This window comes from Actinoalloteichus hoggarensis (genome assembly GCF_002234535.1).
Lineage (GTDB): Bacteria > Actinomycetota > Actinomycetes > Mycobacteriales > Pseudonocardiaceae > Actinoalloteichus_A > Actinoalloteichus_A hoggarensis.
Map to the genome: position 1 here is coordinate 4439816 of NZ_CP022521.1, position 24353 is coordinate 4464168.

Sequence of the window (24353 nt, forward strand, 5' to 3'; positions counted from 1 at the left end):
GCAGTTACCGAAAGCTTCAACTAGGTGTGACCCAGCACCCACATGGGGGATATCAACTAGACCAAACATCTACGAAGCGTCACAACCGCAGGTCGAGACGGTGGCCGAAACCGCGAGACCTCCGAGCAATTGGCTCTGATCGACAAACGGCCGAGCAGCCGTCGGAGATCGAGAACCACCCGCCAGACCGCCTCGGACCCGCACCGCCCGCACCGCGACAGCCGCTTCTCGCCACGCGGGATATCGCCGGGGGCAGACCCGATCGAATAGCGTGATCTCACGCGCTCGGGCAGCCTGCACCGGGCGACTGCCTCCGGGAGCGATCATGCAGCCGTGGCCGGGTACCGCCTATCCGCTGGGCGCGTCCTACGACGGTGCCGGGACCAACTTCGCGGTCTTCTCCGAGGTGGCCGACACGGTGGAGCTGTGCCTGTTCGACGAGGACGACGCGGAGACCCGGATCGCGCTGTACGAGGTCGACGGCTTCGTACACCACTGCTATCTGCCCGGCGTCGGCCCGGGCCAGCGGTACGGCTACCGAGTCACCGGGCCGTACGCCCCGGCCGAGGGACTGCGCTGCAACCCGAACAAGCTGCTCATCGACCCGTACGCCAAATCCGTGGATGGCACGCTCGACTGGCACGAATCGCTCTTCGGCTACCACTTCGCCGATGCCGACCGGCGCAACGACCTCGACTCGGCCGCGTACCTCCCGAAGTCCGTGGTCATCAACCCGTACTTCGACTGGGGGATGGACCGGCTCCCCAAGACGCCGTACAACGAGACCGTCATCTACGAGGCGCACGTCCGGGGTCTCACCATCTCCCACCCCGACATCCCGGCGGAGCTGCGCGGCACCTATGCCGGACTCGCGCACCCGGTGATGATCGATCACCTCACCCGCCTGGGGATCACGGCCGTGGAGCTGATGCCGGTGCATCACTTCGTGGCCGATCACCACCTCGTGCAGCGCGGCCTGACCAACTACTGGGGCTACAACACTCTCGGCTTCTTCGCCCCGCACAGCGGTTACGCCTCGGCGGGCGGGCGCGGCGCCCAGGTCCCCGAGTTCAAGGCGATGGTCCGCTCCCTGCACGAAGCAGGCATCGAGGTCATCCTGGACGTCGTCTACAACCACACGGCGGAGGGCAACCACCTCGGGCCGACGCTGTCCATGCGCGGCATCGACAACGCCGCCTACTACCGGCTGATGGAGGACGATCCGCGGTACTACCGGGACTACACCGGCACGGGGAACTCGATGAACGTCCGGAATCCGCACACCCTGCAACTCATCATGGACTCGCTGCGCTACTGGGTGGAGGAGATGCACGTCGACGGCTTCCGTTTCGACCTCGCCTCGACCCTGGCCAGGGAGTTCTACGATGTGGACCGCCTCAGCTCCTTCTTCGACCTGGTCCAGCAGGACCCGTTGATCAGCCAGGTCAAGCTGATCGCCGAGCCGTGGGACGTCGGCCCCGGCGGTTATCAGGTCGGCAACTTCCCGCCGCTGTGGACCGAGTGGAACGGCAAGTACCGCGACACGGTGCGCGACTTCTGGCGCGGGGAGCCCGGCACGCTCGGCGAGTTCGCCTCCCGGTTCACCGGTTCCAGCGACCTCTACCAGGACGACGGACGCAGGCCCTACGCCTCGATCAACTTCGTCACCGCGCACGACGGCTTCACCCTCGACGACCTCGTCTCCTACGACTCCAAGCACAACGAGGCCAACGGCGAGGACGGCCGCGACGGCGAGAACGACAACCGCTCGTGGAACTGCGGGGCGGAGGGCCCGATCGACGACCCGGCGATCAACGAGCTGCGGGCCCGACAACGCCGCAATCTCCTCGCCACCCTGCTGCTGTCGCAGGGCACCCCGATGCTGCTGCACGGCGACGAGCTCGGTCGAACCCAGCGGGGCAACAACAACGCCTACTGCCAGGACAACGACGTCTCCTGGGTCGACTGGTCGCGGGCGGCGGACCATGAGGACCTCGTCGACTTCGTCTCGGCGCTGAACCGCCTACGCCGAAACCACCCGGTGTTCCGCAGGCGACGCTTCTTCGCGGGCAGGCCCATCCGCACGGGCGACGAGCTGCGGGACCTCGCCTGGTTCACCCCCTCAGGGGACGAGATGACCGAGCACGACTGGGACGTCCCCTTCGGCAGGGCGGTGACGGTGTTCCTCAACGGCGACGGCATCCCCGATCGGGACCGTCGGGGCGAGCGGGTCACCGACGACTCGTTCCTCCTGTGCTTCAACGCCCACGGGCAGGAGCTGGAGGTCACGCTGCCCGGCCCCGACTACGGCCTCGAGTGGACCGTCGTGGTGGACACCGCGTCCGGTGCGGTCCACGGCTCGACGGCGGACACGGTCAGCGGGGCCAGGGCGGGCTCGCCTGCCGTCCAGATCCGTTCGATCCTGGCGAGCGAGGTGCTCGTCGTCCCGGCCCGTTCCTTGATCGTGATGCAGCGTACGGAGGAGAACACGTGACGGTCCCGACCTCGACCTACCGGCTCCAGCTCGGGCCGGAGCAGACCTTCGACCAGGCGCGGGCGCTCGTCGACTACCTGCGGGATCTCGGAGTCGGCGCCCTGTACGTGTCGCCGGTGCTGACCGCGGTCCCCGGCTCCACGCACGGATACGACATGGTCGACCCGACGCGGGCGGCCCCCGTCCTGGGCGGCGAGTCGGCCCGCAAGGCCCTGGCCGACCGGCTGCGCGACCGCGGCCTCGGTCTGGTGGTCGACGTGGTGCCCAACCACATGGGCGTCGCCGTGCCCGCCGCGAATCCGTGGTGGTGGGAGGTGCTGCGTGAGGGCAGCGCGGCCGTGCACGCCGACTACTTCGACATCGACTTCTCCCGGGGGCCGATCCTGCTGCCGGTCCTCGCCGACGACGGCGACGGCGGCGCGGCGGCCTTGGCCGACCTGCGAGTGGCCGACGGCGTGCTGCGCTATCACGAGCACGAGTTCCCGCTGGCCGAGGGCACCGCGGCGACGCCGGACGGCGCGACGCCCGCGGCGGCCGCCGCCGCGGTGCACGAGCGACAGCACTACCGGCTCGTCTCCTGGCGGCGGGGCGGCGCGGAGCTGACCTATCGCCGGTTCTTCGACATCAGCACGCTGGCGGCGATCCGGGTGGAGGACCCCACCGTGTTCGCGGCCACCCATGGCGAACTGCTGCGCTGGGTCGAGGAGGGCGAGGTCACCGGGCTGCGCATCGATCACCCGGACGGTCTGGCCGATCCGGGCGAGTATCTCCGCAGGCTGCGCGAGGCCGCGCCGGACGCCTGGCTCGTGGTGGAGAAGATCCTGGCACCCGCCGAGTCGCTGCCCGCGTCCTGGCCGGTCGACGGCACCACCGGCTACGAGGTGCTCCGCGAGGTGTGCGGACTCTTCGTGGATCCGGCGGGCGAGGCGCCGCTGACCGCTCTGGCGCAGGAGCTGTCGGCTCCCGAGTCGGCGGCCGCGTGCGCGGACCCGCACGGCACGGAGTCGGCCTGCAAGCACTTCGCCGCCGCCGAGGTGCTCGGCGCCGAGCTGGACCGCATCGCAGGCCTGGTCACCACGCTGCCCGTGTGCCCGGACCGGGAGACGGCTCGGTCCGCCGCGCTCGAGCTGCTGCGGTCGTTCCCGGTCTATCGCAGCTACCTTCCGGAGGGGCGCGCGGCGCTCGACGAGGCGGTGGTCGTCGCGCGGGCACACCGGCCCGAGCTGGGTTCGGTGATCGACGCGATCGCCGAGGAGATGACGGCCCGCCCGCGCGAGGAGCTGGCGACACGGGTACAGCAGACCTCGGGCATGGTGACGGCCAAGGGCGTGGAGGACACCGCCTACTACCGGTTCAACCGCTTCGTCGCGCTCAACGAGGTCGGCGGCGATCCGGCGCGCTTCGGGGTCTCGCCCGCCGAGTTCCACGCCGCCGCGCAGGGCAGAGCGGCGGGGCTGCCCACCACCATGACGTCGTTGTCCACCCACGACACCAAGCGCTCCGAGGACGTCCGGGCCCGATTGGCGGTGCTCTCCGAGCTGCCGTCGGAGTGGGGCGATGCGCTGCGCCGTTGGACCGCGCGGCATCCCCTGCCGGAGGCGAGCCTGAACCTGCTCGGCTGGCAGTGCCTGCTCGGCGCCTGGCCGATCGGCGAGGACCGGCTGCGGGACTACCTCGCCAAGGCCGCCAAGGAGGCCAAGCTGGGCACCAGCTGGACCGCACCGGACGCCGACTTCGACGCCGCCGTCGCCGCCTGGCCCGGCGCCGTGCTCGGCGACGAGCGGACCGTCGCCGAGATCGCGGCCTTCGCCGAGCGCGTCACCGGTCCCGGCTGGTCGAACTCGCTGGGACAGAAGCTGATCCAGACGGCGGGACCGGGAGTGCCGGACGTGTACCAGGGCACGGAGCTGTGGGATCTGTCGCTGGTCGACCCGGACAATCGGCGTCCGGTGGACTTCGACGCCCGCCGGGACCTGTTGGCGCGGCTCGACCAGGGGTTCCGACCGGAGGTCGATCGGTCGGGCGCGGCGAAGCTGCTGGTGACCTCGCGGGTGCTGCGCCTGCGCCGCGACGAGCCGGAGCTCTTCACCGGCTATCGGCCGCTCACCGCGGACGGCCCGGCCGCCCGGCACGCCGTGGCCTTCGCCAGGGGAGGCCGACACGCCGCACTCGTGGCGGTGGCCACCCGCCTGCCGGTCGGGCTGGCGAACTCGGGCGGCTGGCGCGACACGATCCTGGCCATGCCCGACGGTCGAGCCTCCTGGATCGACGTGATCAGCGGGGAACGGGTCGACGCCGCCGCGCCGCTGCTGGGCGACGTCCTGGCCCGTTATCCGGTGGCGCTGCTGCGGCGAGACTGACGACCGGCCCGCCGAGGCGGCGGGGCCCGCCCGATGTCCCTCCTCCCCGCGGCGCTGGGCAGCCGGGCACCCCGGACGCCAAGATGATCCTCATGGCGGACTTCGCGGTCTGGGCACCGCAGCGACAGACGGTCACCCTGTACACCGAGGACGGGCGACATCCGATGCGCCGCACCGAGGGCGGGTGGTGGCGGGCATCGCTTCCCGAGGCCGGGCACGGCACCGCCTATGGTTTCGGGCTCGACGGCGAGCCGCCGCTGCCCGACCCGAGGTCGCGCTGGCAGCCCGACGGCGTGCACGGCCTGTCCAGGGTCTACGACCACGGCCGGTTCGACTGGCGGACCGAGGGCTGGACGGGACGGCCGCTGCCCGGCGGCGTGGTCTACGAGCTGCACATCGGCACCTTCACCTCGGCGGGGACCTTCGACGCCGCCGTCGAACGGCTGGATCACCTCGTCGAGCTGGGCGTCGACTTCGTGGAGGTGCTCCCCGTCAACTCCTTCGACGGCCCGGCGGGCTGGGGTTACGACGGCGTCGCATGGTCGGCGGTGCAGGAGGGCTACGGCGGGCCCGACGGGTTCAAGCGCTTCGTCGACGCCTGCCACGGGCGGGGTCTCGCCGTGCTGCTCGACGTCGTCTACAACCATCTCGGCCCGTCCGGCGCCTACCTCGACCGCTTCGGCCCGTACTTCGCGGGCAGCACGGTGTGGGGGCCGTCGGTCAACCTCGACGGCACGGACTCCGACGAGGTCCGTCGGCTGATCGTCGACAACGCGCTCGGCTGGCTTCGTGACTTCCGGGTGGACGGCCTGCGGCTGGACGCGGTGCACGCCCTGCGCGATCAGCGGGCGGTCCCGCTGCTGGAGGAGCTGTCCGTCGCGGTCGACGGGCTGGCCGCGCACCTGGGTCGGCCGCTGACGCTGATCGCCGAGTCCGATCTCAACGATCCTCGGCTGGTCACACCCCGTGAGGCCGGCGGCTACGGGCTGCACGCTCAGTGGGACGACGACCTCCACCACTGTCTGCATGCCGCCCTCACCGGCGAACGGCAGGGCTACTACGCCGACTTCGGCTCGCTGCGGGCCCTGGCCGACACGCTGCGCGGCGTCTTCTTCCACGCCGACACGAGATCCTCGTTTCGAGGGCGCGACCACGGGCGGGCGGTAGACGTCCATCGCGTGCCCGGGCATCGTTTCCTGATCTACCTCCAGAATCACGATCAGATCGGCAATCGCGCCGCGGGCGATCGGATCTCGGAGTCCCTCTCCCGCGGCCTGCTGGCCTGTGGTGCGGCGTTGATGCTGTGCGCGCCGTACACGCCGATGCTCTTCATGGGCGAGGAGTGGGGCGCGAGCACCCCGTGGCAGTTCTTCGCCTCGTTTCCCGATCCGGTGCTCGCCGACGCGGTGCGCACCGGCAGGCGGGCGGAGTTCGGCGCCCACGGATGGGACGAGGCCGACGTGCCCGATCCGCTCGACCCCGCGACGGTCACCCGGTCGACGTTGGACTGGTCGGAGCCGACGCGGAGCGGGCATCGCGAACTCCTCGACGTCTACCGGCGGCTCATCGCGCTCCGGCGAACGCATCCCGAGCTGACCGACCCTCGGCTGGACCGCCTCGGCGTCGACGTCGACGAGGAGCGGCGCTGGATCGTGCTGCGGCGGGGCGGCCTGCGGCTGGTCTGCAACCTGTCGGACTCGGCGCAGGCGGTCCCGACCGGCGGCACGGTCGGAGACGTCCTGTTCGCCGTCCCCGGCCTGGAACCGCGGCCGAAGGCCGGAGCCGAGCTCGATCTCGGTCCGGAGTCCTTCGCCCTGGTCCGCGTCGGCGGGCACTCGGGCTGATCGGCGGAACGGGCGATCCCGGCGACGGGTCGCCCGTCGGTTCGGCGGGCCGGCGTCGCGGCGCGGCGGTAGCCCGCCTGCGTCGCCTCCGTCGGGCGGTCGCGCCCGACCTCGCGGCTCGTCGTCAGGGCCGGCGTGTCCGGCCTGACGAGGCTCCGCCGTTCCAGGTGCCCGGGCCGCTGGGACGCCGGCGGAGGCGCCCGCACGCGGCGACGCACACCATCCCGCGGGCCATGCGGAATCTCGCCTCGGCGCGTGGGACGACGATCAGGCGAAGTCGTCGGGGACGATGCGGAGTCGCTGGGCGATCCGCGCCAGGGCCTGCTGGTCGGCGGTGTCGAGCGCGTCGAGGACGATGCGGCGTACGGCCCGCAGGTGAGTGGGCGCCGCCAGGCGCACGAGGTCGAAGCCTGCGTCGGTGAGCTGGGCGAGGGTGTAACGGCCGTCGGTCGGGTCGGGGGCCCGCTCGATCCAGCCGCGCTGTTCGCAGCGTTTGACGACGTTGGACAGTCGGGAGAGCGATCCGCTGGCGAGGAAGGCCAGTTCGCCCATTCGCAGCGTGCGCCCGGGGGCCTCGGAGAGGTGGCTGAGCACGAGGTACTCGAACAGCGTGAGGCCGTGGTCCTGTCGTAGCGGCGACTCCAGCCTGCCGGGCAGCAGGAGGACGAGGGAGATCAGCCCCGTCCACGCCGCCTTCTCCTGTTCGTCGAGCCATCGCGGCTCCGCACCGTCCGCGCGGTCGCCCGTGCGGTCCTGGGGCCCTCCGGTGCTGCTCATGAACCCTCCTTCCCCCTCGGCGAGCCGACGGTCGCGTCACGCGTGACGTCGCCGACGACCCGATTCACTTTACGGTTGAAGTCATTGCCTGCTAGCATCACTTTACGCGTGAACTCATCGGGGAGGCGCACCCCGCACGGACGACAGGAGCAGACATCATGAGCACCGTCACCTTCGGCATCACCCCGGGCTTCGGCGAGAAGCTGCACGACGCCCTCGGCTACAGCGGAGCCGTTCGCGTCGGCGACCGGGTCGAGATCTCCGGTCAGGCCGGGGTGGACGACGACCTGGTCATCCCCGACGCGCTGGAGGACGAGATCGTCCAGGCCTTCGACAACGTGGAGCGGACCCTGGCCACGGTCGGCGCGAGCTGGAAGGACGTGATCCACGTCAACTCCTATCACAAGGTCGCGCCGGGGGACGACGTCATCGGCGCCGATCACAACATGGTCATGGCCGAGCAGTTCCGCCGTCGCCTCGACGGCCGCGCGCCGATCTGGACCGAGACCGGAGTCACGGTCCTCGGCCTCGCCGCCATGCGGGTGGAGATCCGCGTGACCGCCATCGTCGGCTCCGGTGCAGGCTCCGGCGACTGAGTCGGCAGGCGAGCGGCGTTCCGCTCGGCTTCGTCGCGAGTGCCCGCGCGCACGCCGACGACGCCACCGGGCCCGCCGCCGAAAGGCGTCGCGCCGTCGAGGGTCGGCGGATCTCCTCGACCGCGGCGATGACGATCACCGACGTCAGCGGGCCGTCGGTCTCGGTGGGAAGGCTCCGGTCGCCCGCTCACCCGGCAATCGGCGGCAGGGCCGACACCGACCATGACGGGTCGAGGCCTCGCGGCCTGCTCGGCTACGGCTCGGCGTCCTGGGCCCGGTGCTCCTCGGCCCGGGCCGCCCCTCGGCCGGCGCGGGCGTCGTCGACCGCCGGCCGTCCCGGGGTTCGTGACGTCGCGACGGACCATGGCCGCGGGACCCGGCCCGACCAGGGCGAGCGTCGGCCACCGGGCGGTCCCGCCCCTCGGTCTCCTCGATCGCGCGGACGGCCGCCTGATCCGCCGAGCCGGACCCGGCCGGCCGCGGTCGGGTCAGGGCACCACCAGCGGCAGCCCGAACATCGAGAGCAGGCCGTCCTCCGGCCGCTCGGCGGGCAGCGGGGCCAGCACCCGACCGCCTCGGGTCCCGCGCCGCGCCGCGTCGTCGTCCAGGACGAAGTTCGGCCACAGCTCCTCGGTGTCGTAGTAGCGGTGGAAGACCGGCGTCAGCGAGCCCGACAACGGCGGCACGATCCAACTCCAGTCCGCCGGACAGCCGCGGCCCGCCTTCTCCTCCCGGCGCACGTGGGTCAGGAAGCGCTCGGACTCGGTGTGGTGGTCGGTGATCGTCGCGCCCGCCCTGTCGAACGAGTGGAGCACGGCCCGGTTCAACTCGACGAGCGCACGGTCCTTCCACAGCGTCTGCTCGGCGGAGGTGTCCAGGCCCATTCGACGCGCCACCTCCGGCAGCATCGCGTAGCGGTCGTGGTCGGCGAGGTTGCGCGCCCCGATCTCGGTGCCCATGTACCAGCCGTTGAACGGCGCCGCCGAGTACGCGACGCCGCCGATCACCATGGTCATGTTCGCGATGGCGGGCACGGTGTGCCAGCGCAGCCCCAGCTCGGCGAACCACGGCAACTCGGGATGATGCAGCTCGACCTCGTGCACCACCGACCGGGGCAGCTCGAACCAGCGGGTGCCCTCCTCGGGGCTGTCGATCACCAACGGCAGGACGTCGAAGGCCCCCCGCTCGGCAGGGGGCCGCCAGCCGAGCGCCTGGACGGTCTCGGTGAAATCGAGGTAGCGGGGATCGCCGAGCACCCCGCCGTCCTCGGTCCGATAGCCCGCGTAGCGGATGAGCTGCTCGTTCCAGATCCTCGGCCCCGGCCGGTCCGGCGCGTCCGCCGCGAACACGCTGATGGTGGGGCGCACCCGTCCGTCGTTCGTGGCGGCACGCAGATGGTCGACGCACCGTTCGGCCACGGCGGCGGAGCCCCGCACCGCTCGGAAGTCCCGCACACGCAGGCTCTTCCAGTACAGCCTGCCGATGCAGCGCGCGCTGTTGCGCCAGGCGACCCTGGCACCGAAGACCAGTTCGGCGGTCGTGTGCACGTAGGTGCCGGTGGCCTCGATCTCCGCGCGAATCCATCGTCGCCGCGACTGGAGCGTCCCGGCCAGGTCGTGTTCCTTCTCGAACAGATCGAGGAACTCCTCGGCCTGCGCGAGGACGTCCGGCTGCTCCGGCCGCCGCGGGGCGGCCGGCTGCCGCCAGACCGAGGAGTCGACGACGGGACAACCTTCGCCGGAGGACACTCTGCCGGGGGAAAGAGTCACGGGGCAATAACTTAATGCCACCGAGGCATGCCGGGTAGCCACTCGGACGAGGATGTGATCTTCGTTGGGGATCCCCGAGCGGCCCAGCCGCCCCTGCCGTACCCGAGCCGACGTCGTCGTCGCCGCGCTCGGGAGGTCTTCGCCGTCACCGCACGGCCGGCCCGACATCGTCACCGACCGGGTCCGTGTGCCCCGAGCCCGGTTCGCATGAGGCCGGGCGTGCGGCGAGGACGTCGCCCGTCCGGAAGGGTTGGCAGGCGCCCCGCGCACGACGCCGCCCGGCCGCGGCCGATGATCCGCCCTCGATCTCCGCTCCGCCGCGGCCGAGACGGAACACGGGTCTCGGCCGCGTGGGCGAGCGCTCAGCCGCCGACGGACGCGGCGACGAACTGCGTGACGGCGGCGGTGTCGGCGTTCCCGCCCACGTCACCGGTGCGGGTGGCCGCGTCGGCGAGGCTCCGCTCGACGGCGCCCATCAGGTCGGCGGCGGCCTCGGCGTGCCCGAGCTGCTCCAGCATCAGCACCACCGACCACAGGGCGCCCACCGGGTTGGCGATGCCGCGACCGGCGATGTCGGGCGCCGAACCGTGCACCGGCTCGAACATGGACGGGTGTTCACCGCTCGGATTGAGGTTGGCGCTGGCCGCGAGCCCGATGGAGCCGGTCGCGGCGGCCGTCAGGTCGCTGAGCACGTCGCCGAACAGGTTGGACGCCAGGATCACGTCCAACGCCGTCGGCGCGAGCACCACCTTCGCGGCGAGGGCGTCGATGTGCTCGCTACGCCAGCTCACCTCGGGAAACTCCGCCGCGCGCGAACGCACCACCTCGTCCCAGAACGGCATGGTGTGCACGATGCCGTTGGACTTGGTCGCCGAGACCAGTCGGCCGCCGCGGGCTCGGGCCGCGGCGAAGGCGTAGTCGGCCACCCGCGAGATGCCCTGGCGGGTGAAGACCGCCTCCTGAACGGCGGCCTCCTCAGGCAGCCCCTGATTGAACCGGCCGCCGATCTGCGAGTACTCGCCCTCCGTGTTCTCCCGCACCACCAGGATGTCGATGTCACCCGGCCCGACTCCCGCCAACGGCGACGGGACGCCCGCGAAGGTACGCGCGGGGCGGTGGTTGACGAACTGGTGGAAGGCACGACGGATGGGGATCAGCAGGCCCCACAACGAGACGTGGTCGGCCACGCCCGGCCAGCCCACGGCGCCGAGCAGGATCGCGTCGAACTCCCGGAGGGTGTCGACGCCGTCCTCGGGCATCATCGTTCCGGTCTGCGCGAACCGGGCGCAGGACCAGTCGAACTCCTGATAGGCGAGATCGAGACCATGCCGCGCGGCCACCGCGTCCAACACGGTGCGCGCCGCGCCGGTCACCTCGACTCCGATGCCGTCGCCGGGGATCACCGCAATGCGTTGCGTCATCTGGCTCGACCTTCCCGAGGGGATGGGACGCCGGTCAGCGTCTCATCCCCTCGGGGGTCTACGACAGCCCGGGTCGATCAGGAGTAACGCGGATCGGCCGCGGGCAGCGGTGTGTCGGGCAGACCCTCGTGCAACGGGGTCATCGCCTGGAACCAGGTACGGGCGGGCACGTGTCCGCCGTACATGTTCCCGCCCCCGCACTGCACCGGGGGCGTCCCGTTGCAGAGCGGCAGCGGCCGAGAGCTGTCTCCGAACACCATGTTCGCCCCGGCCAGATGGGGGGTCGCCCCCGTGAACGCCGCCGAGACGTAGTTCTGCGTGGTACCGGTCTTGCCCACCATCGGACGAGACCAGCCCGCGGCGGACGCGGCGTTGGCCGCGGTGCCGCTCCCCGTCGTGTCGTGGCTCATCGCCTGGGCCATCGAGTTGGCCAGACCCTCGTCGACCACCCGTTCGCAGGGCTCCTCGTCGATCGGCACGAGGTCCCCGTTGCGATCCCGGATCTCCTCGATCGGGCTCGGCGGGCACCACATGCCGCCGCTGACCAGCGTGGCGCTCACGTTGGCCAGCTCCAGCACGCTGGTCGGCCCGGCACCCAGGGTGAACGACCCCTGATTGCCCTGCGACACCGCGTCACCCTGCGACTTGTTCAGCCGCCCGTCCGAGGAGTCCGGCTGGATCGCGGTCCCCGACAGGTTCACCTCGTTCATGCCCCGGCGCAGGCCGAGCCGGGAGGCCATGTCCACCACCGCGGGCACGCCGACGGCCTCCTGCATCGGGATGAACGGGGTGTTCGGCGACGTGGCCAGTGCCTCGGTGAACGACATGCTCTCCGGGTACCCGCCCGCGTTGCGCACCGTGTACGGCGCGCCGTTGGCGCCATAGACCGACGAGGTGTAGCTCTCCGGCACGTCGAGCGACTGGTTGATCTTGTAGCCGCCCTCCAACGCGGCGGCCGCGGTGAAGACCTTGTAGATCGAGCCCGCCCCGAAGGTGGTGACATAACTGGGCAGGTCGATGGTCGTCTGGAACTGGTCGCTGTCCAGGCCGTAGTCCCGGTTGGCGACCAGCGCCCGCACCTTGTGCGCCTCGGTGCCGGGCTCCACGATCGCCATGACGTTGGCGATCCCGTCCGCGTTCTTCGGGACATGGTTCTCGGCCGCCTGCTTGGCGAGTTCCATGGCCCTCGGATCGAGACTCGTCTTGATCGTGTACCCGCCGCGCTTGAGGTCATCCAGGTCGAAGCCGCGCTCCTGGAGATAACTGACGACATAGGAGCAGAAGAAGCCGTTGACCGTTCCGGTCCTCGCCGCGACACAGCCGTGCGAGGTCTGGTTCAGCGGGTTCAGCACCCCCAGCGGCTCCTTCTTGATCTCGTCGGCGATCTCCTGGTTCGCCTCCGGACCGTCTTCGGAGAAGCGACCCTGATCCGCCATGAGCTGGATGACCAGGTTGCGCCGTTCGATGGCCTGCTCGGGCCGACGAATCGGATTCAGCGTCGACGGCTGGTTGACGATGGCGGCCAACAGGGCCGACTGGGCGACGTTCAGCTCACCCGGCGTGGTGTCGAAATAGGCGTCCGCCGCCTGGTGCACCCCGTAGATCTCATTGCCGTAAGGCACGACGTTGAGATATCCGGCGAGGATCTCGTCCTTGGTCATCCGATCTTCGATGTCCAACGCGATCCGCGCTTCGCGGAGCTTCCTGGCGATGGTGGTCTCGGTGGCCGCCTGGTACTCCGGGTTCTCCGGGTCACCGTCGGCGACGACGAAGGCCAGATAGTTCTTCACGTACTGCTGGGTCAGCGTCGATCCGCCCGCCTGGACGTCGCCTGCCATCTGGTTCTGCAGGGCGACCCGGAAGGTGGCCTGCCAGTCGACACCGTCGTGATCCTCGAATCGATGATCCTCGACGGCCACGATCGCGGCCTTCATCTGCTCGGAGATCGCCTCGGACGGGACGATCACCCGATTCTGGTGGTACAGATGTGCGATGGGAGTGTCTTCCCGGTCGGTGATGGTGGTGATGGTGGCGGGAATCCGCTCCTCGAACTCGGCAGACGTGTTGTTCACCGTCTCCGCCGCCTGATTGGACAGAGCACCGAAACCTGCGGCCACGGGGAACAGCACCGCAGCCACCAGGACGCCCGCGATGAGACATAGACCTAAGAGTTTCGACAGGCCCTTCGCCCGAGCCAGGAACACGGCTGGCACAACTCCTTCCTCCGGCGGTCGCCTGCGACCGGACCGGCGTCGATGGTCGAGGTGCGCCGCGCACGACGCACGCCCCTGACGTTGAAGAGGACGTCGCTGATCGACACGGCGTTGCCCGGCGGGCGAGTGAAGTGACTCACCCCGATGGGCTACCGCGAGGCGAAGTCGACCGACGTGAGCCTGCCCAGGACGAGGTTGCCCAGAGGCACGGTCACCGCGCGGCGACCAGCACGAAGCTGATCACACCCTGCTGATCACACCGTCACACCCATCCGCCATTGTGCCTGACTCCGTGTCCCCCGATCGTGAGACAGCGGGCACCGCCGCCGTTCCTGCCTCGTCAGGAGATCGCCGCCTGCCGCGCACGCGGACCGGCGGCGCGGGCGATCAGGACACCGGTCCCGGCGGTGCCTGCTCGTCGGCGTCCTGGGCGTCGGGGCGGCCCTGCGGGGTCAGCACCGAGGCGGGGGAGTCCGCGCCCGATCGGGCGGCGTCCGACGGCTGGGGGCCGCCCGCGGCGTCCTCGGTCGTCACGTCCGTCGGTCGGGCATCGCCCGGCGCCGCGGGCGTGTCGACGCGCCGGGCCTTCCTCGTCTTCAACAGGATCACCAGGATCGTCAGGACCGCGATGGCGATCAGCAGGATCCAGCTGGCCTGGCCGAGCCGAGCCTCGATGTACTGGGCACCCGCACCCGCGCCCGCGCCGATGCCGACGTGCAGGACCGACCAGCAGGCCGCCCCCACGATCGAGGTGGGCAGGAAACGGCGGTAGGCCAGTCCCGAGGCGCCTGCGGCGGCGGGGGTCAGGGTGCGCACCACCGGAAGGAATCGGGCGAAGAACACCGCCCAGATGCCGTGCTTGCGCAGCAGGTCGCCCGCTCGATCCCAATGCGACTGGCCGATCTTGCGGATCAGCTTCGTCTCGCGGATCCTCGGCCCGAATCGCCTGCCGAGATAGAAGCCGATCGAGTCACCCATCGAGGCGCACACGGTGACGACCAGGCACATGATCGCGAATGCCCACGGATCGCGGACCGTGGTGGCCGCGATGAGCAGTCCGGTCTCGCCGGGCGCGATGAAGCCGAGGCCGATGGTCGTCTCGGCGAGCACGAGAAGCCCGGTCGCCGCGATCACCGCCGGCTGCGGCAGCTCCGCCAATGCGTTCAGGGCATCCGTAAGCAGAGCCACCCGAGACACTCCCCCTTGATGTGACGCACCCATCCGGGCCTGCGCCGTGCTGACAGCAACGAACCCACCCGTCGGGTAATCACCCGACCAGGTTCTTCAGTCCCAGCCACTCCGTGCCGTTGCGGTTGGCGAGGGGTATCACTCGGACGGAGTCGACCCTACCGAAGTTCCAGCTCCACAACGATCGACTCCCCACCTCGCCATTACCCGACCGGATGATTCCCTTTGTCCGATCCATCCGATTTCGTGATGATGGTTGCCGGGGTGGCGAGCACCGGCCGATCGCCGCCCTCATCCCGTACGCCAGCGCCGCCACTACGGGCAGCACCTCTCGAGCTGCCCCCGTCGTGGCGGGGCGATCGACCCTCGGAGAACACCGCGTGGAACCGCCCCGAGTACCCGTCCGGGAACGCAGGCATCCGGTCGGCACCGACCGAGGTCGGACGCCCGCAGGCCGCCCCAGAGTGGCCGCGGGCCGAGGTCGGCCCGGCAGGCCGCCGAGCCGACCGAGACGGGACAGCCGGCCGGCGTGATCGGGGAAAGCCGCCCGCGAGCCCCGCGCCGGGCCGCGCCCTCCTCCGTCTCGCTCTCCTGAGCCGTCCGCCTCCGCGCGGACACCCGACCGGGTCCGTTCCGGATCGGCGGCTCGATCCGACCCGGCCTCCTCGCCTGTGATCAGGCGGACACTCGCCCCTCCGCCGTCGACGGCACCGGCGCGATCGGCGAGGTCCTCCCCACCTCGGCTGCCCCGCGGTCGGCTCCGCCGATCCCGAGGCCGCGACACGGCCGCGACGTCCCACCGTCCCAGCACAAGGAGCGCCCATGAACAAACGATCCGAACCTCGGCCACACGGCGGCGAGCACACCACCGTCGACCCCCCGACGAGCCCGCCCGAGGGCCGAGGCTGGGACACCGTCCTCCGGCACGATCTGCCCGCGTCCCTGGTGGTGTTCCTCGTCGCCGTGCCGCTGTCCCTCGGCATCGCGGCCGCCACCGGCGCCCCGATCATGGCCGGCCTGATCGCCGCCGTGGTCGGCGGCATCGTGGCAGGCACGCTCGCCGGCGCCCCACTCCAGGTCAGCGGCCCCGCCGCCGGACTCGTGGTGATCGTCGCGAGCCTGATCGAACGGCACGGCTGGCCGGTGACCGCCGCCATCACCGTCGGTGCGGGCCTGCTCCAACTGGTCTTCGGCGTCTCGAAGGTCGCCCGGCTCGCCCTCTCGCTCTCTCCCTCGGTGGTGCACGGCATGCTCGCGGGCATCGGTGTGGTGATCGCCATCGGGCAGGTCCAGGTCATGCTCGGCGGCGAGTCGCGCCCCGAGGCGCTGGAGAACCTCGACGGAATGCCCGAGCTGCTCAGCGGCCCGCACGCCCCCACGCTGCTCATCGGCCTGGCCACCATCGCGGTCCTGATCGTCTGGCCGCGTCTGCCCATGCTGCGGGTCGTTCCCGCGCCGCTGGCCGCCGTCACGATCGCCACGCTGCTCGCCCTCGGAAGCCCCGACGTCACGACCGTCTCGCTGCCCGACGATCCGCTCGGCGCGATCAGCCTCCCCGCCCTGCCCGACTCCGACCTGCTCGCCGTCGGAGCCGGCGTCCTGACCGTCGCGCTGGTCGCCAGCGTCGAGTCGCTGCTGTCGGCCGTCGCCGTCGACCGCATGCACGACGGCAGGCGCGCCGACCTGAACAGGGAGCTGCTCGCGCAGGGCGCGGCCAACATCGGCTCCGGATCGCTGGGCGGCCTGCCCATCACCGGGGTGATCGTCCGCAGCTCGACGAACGTCTCCTCCGGCGCCCGGACCCGCGCCTCCGCCATCCTCCACGGAGTCTGGATGGCACTGGCCGTGCTGTTCCTCGGCGGCATGCTGGAGCTGATCCCGATGGCCGCGCTCGCCGGAGTCCTGGTCGTGATCGGCGTCAAGCTGGTGGACCCGACGCGGATGCGGCTGCTGTGGCGCCAGCGCGAGTTCGGGCCCTATGCCGTGACGATGGCGGGTGTGGTCTGCTTCGACCTGGTCGTCGGCGTCCTCGCCGGGCTGGCCCTGGCCATGGCGCAGACGCTCTGGCGTCTCGCCAGGCACCGCATCCAGGTGGCGGCCCTCGGCGAGGGCCACTGGCGGATCACGGTCGACGGCTCGCTGGTCTTCCTCGGCGTCAGCGCCCTGACCACCCGACTGAGCGCCGTACCACCCGGCCAGGACGTCACCGTCGAACTGCACCTGGACTGCCTCGACCAGGGGGCGTTCGAGGCCCTGCGTGACTGGCGGACCGGCTACGAACGGGCGGGCGGGACCGTGCGCATCGACGAGATCGGCACCGCCTGGTACCACCATGCCGCGGCAGGCGGCAGGCCCACGACCACACGTAGCACCACGAACCTGGCGCCACACTGGTTCGCCCCCTGGCAGCACTGGCAGCGACACCGCGACCAGCGCACCGACGTCCGTCACGCCATCCCCCACCAGCGCACCGAGGCGGACCCGATGATCCTGGGTGTCCAGGAGTTCGAGCGACGATCCGCTCCCCTGCTGCGCCCGCTGCTCGCCGAGCTGGCGGAACACGGCCAGCGGCCCGCGCGACTGTTCGTCTGCTGCGCGGACTCCCGCATGGTCCCGAACGTGATCACCACCAGCGGGCCGGGGGACCTGTTCACGCTGCGCAACGTGGGCAACCTGGTGCCGCCGAGCGACTCCCTGGGTGACAGCTCGGTGGGATCGGCGATCGAGTTCGCCGTGGAGCGGCTCGCCGTCACCAGCATCGTGGTCTGCGGCCACTCGCACTGCGGGGCGATGCGATCGCTGCTCGACGGGGACACGGACCCGAACAGTCATCTCGCCGAGTGGCTGGTGCACGCGGAGCCGAGCCTGCGCCTGCTCCAAGCCCCCATCGCGGCCGCCCAGAGCACAGCGCCCGCCGAGCTCGCCCCGGGCACAGCGGCCGCCCCGAGCGCCGAGCACTCGGAGTCCGAGGGGCCGGGCGCCGCGCCCGATGCCGAGGCCGCCGGTCGGGACCAGCGGAGGCCGAACTCGGCCGCCGACGCGGTCGCCGTCCTCAACGTCTGGCAGCAGTTGACGAACCTGATGACGTATCCGCTGGTCAGTGAGGCGGTGCTCGCGGGGCGGCTCACCCTCGCGGGCATGTACTTCGATCTGGCCGAGGCACGGATGTACCGCGTCGACGAGCACGACGGCACCCTGCACCCCCTCTCCGAGCCGCTGAGTCAGGTGTGAACGGCAGATCCTCCGGGTAGTCCCTGCCCCACGATCAGCCGAAGGGAGGTCCCGCTGTGACGAGGATCGAGGAATCGGTGGACGTTCGGGTCCCGGTCAGCGTCGCCTACGCAGGGTGGGCACGCATCGAGGACTTCCCGCTGTTCATGGAGGGCGTCGAGGAGATCACCCCGGTCGACGCCCAGACCACGCACTGGGTGATCGAGATCGCGGGCGTCCGTCGGGAGTTCGACGCCCGGATCGTCGAACAGCGCGTCGACGACCTGATCAGCTGGCAGGCCGACGGCGGGCAGGACCACGCCGGAGTCGTGACGTTCCGGGCCGTCGACGAGGACACCACCCGGGTGCACCTGCGCATGGACTACGAGCCCACGACGCTGGTGGAGAAGGCGGGCGGCAGACTCGGTCTCATCGCCCAACGGGTGCGCGGCGACCTCGAACGGTTCAAGGAGTTCCTGGAGGCGGACATCTTCGAGCTCTTCGACGAGGACCCGCGGCCCCTCGACCCGGCGGGCGAGCAGGAGTCGGAGCGGCCCGAACGGACGGCCGCCGCCGAGACCGAGACCGCGGCGGACCTCGAGACCGAGATCGAGCCCGGCATGGCAGACCGGCTCGAAGCCGAGATCGAGGCGGCGGAGAACCCGTCGCAGGCGGCGATCGATCTGATCGAGCCGCGCACCGGCGACTCGGCGGCGTCCGCGACCCCGGCCGTGCCGTCGCAGGCGGACCAGCCGCAGGCCGCGGCCGTCCTGGAACGCGACGGGGCCGACGACATGCCGTCGCAGGCCCCGTCCCCGACCGACGTGCCGGGTGACCGGACGAGCCGGTGACGGCGCGCCCCGGCTCGTCATGATCAGCTCGATCCACCGCGACGGCACCCGTGCCCGCCGAGACGGGCACGGCGGGTGCGCGCAGGCGCCCGACCGCCGCCCGCCTCGTCGCCACGCCGAGCAGGAGCGCGAGAGTGCGGGCAAGCTGGAGCGCGTGGAAGCGCGGAGACGGCGAGCGGGGTGAGCCGAGAAGCCCGACCGGGCACAGCCCGGCCAGTAGACGGCGAGCGGGATGCACGCGGCGGCGAGAACGTCCGCTACGAGCATCTCGCCCCGCTGTTCGCCGAGCTGGCCGCGCTGGAGCCCGACTGCCGGGAGCACGCGGCCCTCCGCGAGCGGCTGGTCACCGAACACCTCCCCCTGGCTCGACACGTGGCCAGGCGCTTCGCCAACCGAGGCGAGACACAGGACGACCTGGTGCAGGTCGCCACGATGGGCCTCATCAAGGCGGTGGACCGCTTCGATCCCGAACGCGGCGTCGACTTCCTCTCCTACGCGGTGCCGACCGTGATGGGCGAGGTGCGCAGGCACTTCCGTGACACCGGGTGGACGGTGCGCGTGCCCCGCAGGCTCCAAGAGCTGCATCTGGCGCTGAACACGGCGAGCGGCGAGCTCTCGCAGACGCTGGGCCGGGCACCCACCCCACGTGAGCTGGCAGAACGACTCGAAGTGCCGGTCGAGCAGGTGTACGAGGGGCTGGCGGCGGGCCACGCCTACCGCAGCAGCTCGCTGGACGAGATGCTCATCGACGACGAGAGCCTGGCGCTGGGCGACACCCTCGGGAGGATCGAGCCCGAGCTGGAGAACGTGGAGAACCGGGAGGTGCTCCAACCGCTGCTGGCGACCCTGCCGCAGCGCGATCGCACCGTGCTGCTGCTGCGGTTCTTCGCCAACCTGACCCAGACCCAGATCGCCGAGCGCGTCGGCATCTCCCAGATGCACGTCTCACGGCTGCTGGCGCGGGCGCTGCGGCGGCTGCGCGAGGAGGCACGCTGACCGCCCACCGTCCCGGCGCACCCACGACGACCACGTGGCGAGGCAGCCGCACCGGGTGCCCGGCGGACCGCCGGTCGTCGCGCCTCCCGACCGGGCGGGCGGACCCCGAGACCGCCGCGTCCTCGGGCGACGCCGACGGGCGTGCCGCGCCGAATCGGTCGCCCACCCCGCCCGCCGCCCACGGGGCGCCCTGGTGGCGAGAGCTCGACCGGCGCACACACAGCGGCGGAGCACGCCGCACGGCACCTCGGCGTCAGATACGCCGGAGCAGCTCGGCCTTCTTCTCCTCGAACTGCTCGTCGCTGAGCAGGCCCGCGTCGCGCAGCTCGCCGAGCTTCCGGATGGTCTGGAAGATCTCGTCCACCTCCGCCTCACCGCGAGCCCGCCCAGCCTGGGTGCCGGGCTCCGCCGACGCCTGGTCGGCGGCCGGCCCCGCAGGAGCGGCCTCGCCCGTGGTGAGCGCGGCGGGTTCGCCGGAAGCCTCGTCCATCGCGACCCGCACCGCACAGGCCACCGGCAGTCCCGCCGTCGCCCCGAACGTGACGACCGCCGCGAGATCCTGGGCGGGTTTGGGCCGCACGGCGGGGTTGGTGTCGACGGTGGTCACCCGCAGGTAGCCGTAGCCGCCGTACTCCGGGCAGAACCACTCGATGTCCCGCAGCCGATCCACCGGGTAGACAGCCGAGCCGACGGCCCGCTTGGACCGGTGCGCCTGGATGCCCCATCGCATGGTCAGCAGCCGTCCGTCGAAGGCGACGGTGCCGTCGAAGCCCTTCGAGCTGAGCGGCGGCGGCGGAAGGCGCACCAGGTATCGAGGCGCGGGCGCGTCCGGATTCGCCGAGGCACGGTCGTCGATCTCGCGCAGGTAGTAGGCCGCCAGATCCTGCTGGGCGGCGTCGAGAGTCAGCCGGTAGGGCTCGGCGCCGTCGGGCAGCCCGCCCGCCGCGACGCTCAACACCGGTTCGGAGCGGGGCCGCAGTCGCAGGTCGAGCAACGGCCTGCGCCGCTCGGTCAGCGTGGCGCCCACCAGCGCCTCGTTGGGTACGAAGATCTCCCCGAACTCGCGGAGCAGCGCATGGGTCCGGCGGCCGGTGCCGTACCGGATGCGGATGCCGGCCGCCTCGAAGACCCAGCGCGCGTTGCGCCCGGCCAACTCCAACCCGAACTCCACGGCCAGAGGATAGCCTGCGCCTACGGGGTGGACGGCGAGATCACGCGGATCGGACGTCGCCGACCACCCCTGGGACGACAGCGACCGATGCTCTAGGCCTCGACCTCGTCCCGGCCCTGCCCCCACCGGGTGTGGAAGCCGCCGGGCCGGTCGATCCGCTGGTAGGTGTGGGCGCCGAAGTAGTCACGCAGGCCCTGCACCAAGGCGGCGGGCAGCCGCTCGGCACGCAGGGAGTCGTAGTAGGCCAGCCCGGAGGCCAGGCCCGGCACCGGCACGCCCGCCGCCGCCGCGGTGGCCACCACACGGCGCCAGGCCTCCTGCGCCCGGCCGATCTGCTCGGTGAAGTACTCGTCGACCAGCAGGTTCACCAGGTCGGGGTCGGCGCGATAGGCGTCGGTGATCCGGTTGAGGAAGCGGGCCCGGATGATGCAGCCGCCCCGCCAGATCCGGGCGGTGGCACCGAGGTCGATGTCCCAGCCGTACTCTCGGCCTGCCTCGGTGATCATGCTGAAGCCCTGGGCGTAGGCGGCGAGCTTGGCGCCGTAGAGCGCCTCACGCAGGTCGTCGACGAAGTCGTCGCCGAGTTTGGGCGACGCAGAGGGACCGGGCAGGTTCGCGGCGGCGGCACGCTGTTCGACGTGCCCGGAGAGGGCCCTGGCGAACACGGCCTCCGCGATCCCGGCCACCGGCTCGCCGAGCTCCAGGCCCTCGCGGACCGTCCAGCGGCCCGTGCCCTTCTGCTCGGCCCGGTCGGCGACGACGTCCACGAACGGCTTACCAGTGGCCGGGTCGACGTGGGCGAGCACCTCGGCGGTGATCTCGATGAGGTAGGACTCCAGGTCGCCGTCGTTCCAGGTGCGGAAGACCTCGGCGATCTCGGCGGGCTCGCGCCCGGCGGCCCGGCGCAGCAGGTCGTAGGTCTCGGCGATGAACTGCATGTCGGCGTACTCGATGCCGTTGTGCACCATCTTGACGAAGTGACCCGCCCCGTCCGGACCGAGACGCACGCAGCAGGGTTCGCCGTCCACGACGGCGGCGATCGACTCCAGGATCGGGCCGACCTGTTCGTAGGCCTCGGCGGAGCCGCCGGGCATGATGCTGGGGCCGAGCAGGGCGCCCTCCTCGCCGCCGGAGATCCCCGTCCCGACGAAGTGCAGACCCTTCTCCCGCATCGCCGCCTCCCGCCGCCGGGTGTCGGCGAAGTGGGCGTTTCCGCCGTCGAGCAGGATGTCGCCGGGTTCCAGCAGGCCGGCGAGTTCGTCCAGGACCGCGTCGGTGCCCGCGCCCGCCTTCACCATCACGATGATCTTGCGGGGGCGTTCGAGGACCGCGACCAGCTCGGCGAGCGTCGCCGCCTCCACGAAGACGCCCTCGTCACCGTGCTGATCCAGCAGCTCGCGCGTCTTGGCCTGCGTCCGGTTGTGCACCGCGACCGGGTATCCGCGCCTGGCGAGATTGCGGGCGAGATTGCTTCCCATCGTGGCGAGCCCGGTGACCCCGATCTGTGCGGTACGCGCAACATCATCCGTCATGTCCACAGCCTGCCCCGAGAGGTGCGTCCCGCGCGAGTCGTTGTCGGCAACGCCTCGTCTTTCGGGATCCGTTCCCGGGCGAACACCGTCCCGGGGCGTCCACGATCCGTCGTCGCCGCGTACCCGGACGGCGACGGGGCGTCCCGCGGCGACGCGTCCCTTCCACGCCGCGGCGGCAGGACCGCGGAACAGGGTCTACGGTGCTGATCGTGCCGGGCACCGAGATGACCCCCGAGGAGTTCCGCGACTTCGGCCACGCCGTCGTGGACTGGATCGCCGACTACCGCGCAGGCGTCGAGGAGCTGCCGGTCCGCGGCCCGGTACGACCGGGAGGCCTGCGGGAACAGCTGCCTCCCCGACTTCCCGAGGAAGGAGAGTCGCCGGAGTCGATGCTGGCCGACCTGGACCGCGTCATCGTGCCGGCCCTGACCCACTGGCAGCACCCGTCCTTCTTCGGCTACTTCCCGGCCAACGCCTCGCTGGCCTCGGTGCTGGGTGATCTGCTCTCCAGCGGGCTCGGCGTCCAGGGCATGTCGTGGACGACGTCGCCTGCCGCCACGGAACTGGAGCAGTACCTGCTCGACGGGCTCGCCCGTGAACTCGGGCTGCCCGCCGAGTTCACCTTTCCCGGTGGTGGCGGCGGCGTCATCCAGGATTCGGCGTCCTCCGCGGTCCTGGTCGCGCTGCTCACCGCGCTGCACCGCGGCTCGGCGGGCGCCTGGCGGTCGAGCGGCCTCACCGGCGGCGAGGTCGTCTACGGATCGGCGGAGACGCACTCGAGCCTGGCCAAGGCGGTCCGGGTGGCCGGTCTCGGCCACGACGGCCTGCGCTCGGTGTCCGTCGACCCGGACACCTTGGCGATGCGGCCCGCCGCGCTGGCCGAGGCCGTCGCCGAGGACATGGCCGCCGGGCGCAGGCCCGTGCTGGTGTGCGCCACCGTGGGCACCACGGGGACCGGAGCGGTGGACCCGCTGAGCGAGATCGCCGCGATCTGTCGGGAACACGGGATCTGGCTGCACGTGGACGCGGCGTGGGCGGGCGTGGCGGCCCTCTGTCCCGAGCTCCGCGCCCCCTTCGCCGGAGTCGCCGAGGCGGACTCCTTCTGCACCAACGCGCACAAGTGGCTGATGACCGCCTTCGACTGCGGCCTGTACTGGACACGCCATCCCGACGTGCTCGTCGACGCGCTCTCGATCCTGCCCGAGTATCTGCGCGACCCGGCAGGCGTGGGCGGGGCGGTCGTCGACTATCGCGACTGGCAGATACCGCTGGGCAGGAGGTTCCGCGCGTTGAAGCTGTGGGCCGTCCTGCGCTGGTTCGGCCTGCGGGGCCTGCGCGAGCACCTGCGCCTGCACGTGGCACTCGCCGAGGAACTGGCCGAGCTGGTGCGCGGCGACGAGCGGTTCGCCCTCGTCACGGAGCCGTCCTTCGCCCTGGTCTGTCTCAGGGCCCGCACCGGGGCGGGCGCGGCGGCCGACGATCGACGCACCGAGCGGCTGCTCGCGTCGATCAACGAGAGCGGCCGGGCATTCCTGAGCCACACCGCGGTGGCGGGGCGGCCGGTGATCCGGGTGGCGATCGGCGGCGTCACCACCGAGCGCGGCCATGTCCTCGCGTTGTGGCGGCTGCTCGGCGAGGCGTTCGAGGCGGCCGCGGCCGGCTGACCAGCCCGGACGGACGGGCGCGCCGCGGGACGCGGTGCCCGCGGACGATCCGGTCCGCAGCGGGCGTGAGCCGCCGGAGAGCTCGGCGGCGCCGCCGTGATCACCGGGGCCCGTCATCGGCGGCCGCCGTCACTACCGGGGCGCCGTCATCGGCGGCCGCCGTCATCACCGGGGCCGCCGTGGCCGTGCCGATGAACGATCGTCCGCGGCGCCCGTCCGCCCGCGCACTCCCGCGTTCGGGCTCGCGGAGGTCGACCGCCGCCGACC

General features: G+C 71.6%; 16 protein-coding genes. 8 read left to right on the forward strand and 8 right to left on the reverse strand.

Annotated elements, in window-relative coordinates:
* Window positions 1-325: 325 nt before the first annotated feature.
* The 3 genes from glgX (at window position 326) to treZ (ending at window position 6698) form a co-directional block, all read left to right on the forward strand.
* Window positions 326-2494 (forward strand): glycogen debranching protein GlgX, encoded by a 2169-nt coding sequence (glgX, locus tag AHOG_RS18850; protein WP_093942536.1) that lies wholly within the window; start codon window positions 326-328, stop codon window positions 2492-2494.
* Entirely contained in the window at window positions 2491-4854 is a 2364-nt protein-coding gene (gene treY / locus AHOG_RS18855; protein WP_093942537.1) for a malto-oligosyltrehalose synthase, read from the forward strand. The genes glgX and treY overlap by 4 nt, the downstream gene beginning before the upstream one ends.
* A 92-nt stretch (window positions 4855-4946) precedes the next feature.
* Entirely contained in the window at window positions 4947-6698 is a 1752-nt protein-coding gene (treZ, locus tag AHOG_RS18860) for a malto-oligosyltrehalose trehalohydrolase (protein ID WP_093942538.1), read from the forward strand.
* A 267-nt stretch (window positions 6699-6965) separates the two neighbouring features.
* Here the strand turns inward: treZ and AHOG_RS18865 are convergent, their stop codons facing one another.
* Window positions 6966-7475, reverse strand: a complete 510-nt coding sequence (locus AHOG_RS18865) for a MarR family winged helix-turn-helix transcriptional regulator (protein WP_093942539.1) — start codon at window positions 7473-7475, stop codon at window positions 6966-6968.
* A 158-nt stretch (window positions 7476-7633) separates the two neighbouring features.
* Between AHOG_RS18865 and AHOG_RS18870 the strand changes: the two genes are divergently transcribed.
* Window positions 7634-8071 carry a Rid family hydrolase gene (locus AHOG_RS18870; protein ID WP_093942540.1) on the forward strand — a complete coding sequence of 146 codons (438 nt, stop codon included), beginning with the start codon at window positions 7634-7636 and terminating at the stop codon, window positions 8069-8071.
* Window positions 8072-8559: 488 nt separating this feature from the next.
* Here AHOG_RS18870 and AHOG_RS18875 read toward each other — a convergent pair whose 3' ends face one another.
* The 5 genes from AHOG_RS18875 to AHOG_RS28755 all read right to left on the reverse strand — a co-directional run bounded on the left by AHOG_RS18875 (window position 8560) and on the right by AHOG_RS28755 (window position 14900).
* Window positions 8560-9819, reverse strand: a complete 1260-nt coding sequence (locus tag AHOG_RS18875) for a nitric oxide synthase oxygenase (protein WP_376700057.1) — start codon at window positions 9817-9819, stop codon at window positions 8560-8562.
* A 383-nt stretch (window positions 9820-10202) separates the two neighbouring features.
* Window positions 10203-11261 (reverse strand): tartrate dehydrogenase, encoded by a 1059-nt coding sequence (locus AHOG_RS18880; protein WP_093942541.1) that lies wholly within the window; start codon window positions 11259-11261, stop codon window positions 10203-10205.
* 77 nt (window positions 11262-11338) lie between these two features.
* Window positions 11339-13474 (reverse strand): transglycosylase domain-containing protein, encoded by a 2136-nt coding sequence (locus AHOG_RS18885; RefSeq protein ID WP_245856317.1) that lies wholly within the window; start codon window positions 13472-13474, stop codon window positions 11339-11341.
* A 387-nt stretch (window positions 13475-13861) separates the two neighbouring features.
* Window positions 13862-14662, reverse strand: coding sequence for a DedA family protein (locus tag AHOG_RS18890; RefSeq protein ID WP_093942543.1), 801 nt, complete (start codon window positions 14660-14662; stop codon window positions 13862-13864).
* Between the two features lie 79 nt (window positions 14663-14741).
* Window positions 14742-14900, reverse strand: a complete 159-nt coding sequence (locus AHOG_RS28755) for a hypothetical protein (protein WP_157736914.1) — start codon at window positions 14898-14900, stop codon at window positions 14742-14744.
* Window positions 14901-15484: 584 nt separating this feature from the next.
* Here AHOG_RS28755 and AHOG_RS18895 point away from each other — a divergent pair.
* The 3 genes from AHOG_RS18895 (at window position 15485) to AHOG_RS18905 (ending at window position 19719) form a co-directional block, all read left to right on the forward strand.
* On the forward strand, window positions 15485-17893 hold the full coding sequence (locus AHOG_RS18895) for a SulP family inorganic anion transporter (protein WP_093942544.1): 2409 nt from the start codon (window positions 15485-15487) through the stop codon (window positions 17891-17893).
* Window positions 17894-17949: 56 nt separating this feature from the next.
* The gene (locus AHOG_RS30365) at window positions 17950-18723 is read left to right on the forward strand and encodes an SRPBCC family protein (protein ID WP_211290445.1); all 774 of its coding nucleotides are present in this window, start codon (window positions 17950-17952) and stop codon (window positions 18721-18723) included.
* A gap of 276 nt (window positions 18724-18999) precedes the next feature.
* Complete coding sequence (locus AHOG_RS18905; RefSeq protein ID WP_211290681.1) at window positions 19000-19719, forward strand: SigB/SigF/SigG family RNA polymerase sigma factor; 720 nt, start codon at window positions 19000-19002, stop codon at window positions 19717-19719.
* A gap of 253 nt (window positions 19720-19972) precedes the next feature.
* Here the strand turns inward: AHOG_RS18905 and AHOG_RS18910 are convergent, their stop codons facing one another.
* Window positions 19973-20890 carry a DUF4429 domain-containing protein gene (locus tag AHOG_RS18910; RefSeq protein ID WP_169725885.1) on the reverse strand — a complete coding sequence of 306 codons (918 nt, stop codon included), beginning with the start codon at window positions 20888-20890 and terminating at the stop codon, window positions 19973-19975.
* Window positions 20891-20982: 92 nt separating this feature from the next.
* Entirely contained in the window at window positions 20983-22422 is a 1440-nt protein-coding gene (gene gndA / locus AHOG_RS18915; protein ID WP_093944595.1) for an NADP-dependent phosphogluconate dehydrogenase, read from the reverse strand.
* Between the two features lie 224 nt (window positions 22423-22646).
* Here gndA and AHOG_RS18920 point away from each other — a divergent pair, with 224 nt between their 5' ends.
* Window positions 22647-24086 carry an aminotransferase class V-fold PLP-dependent enzyme gene (locus tag AHOG_RS18920; RefSeq protein ID WP_093944596.1) on the forward strand — a complete coding sequence of 480 codons (1440 nt, stop codon included), beginning with the start codon at window positions 22647-22649 and terminating at the stop codon, window positions 24084-24086.
* Window positions 24087-24353 lie beyond the last annotated feature (267 nt).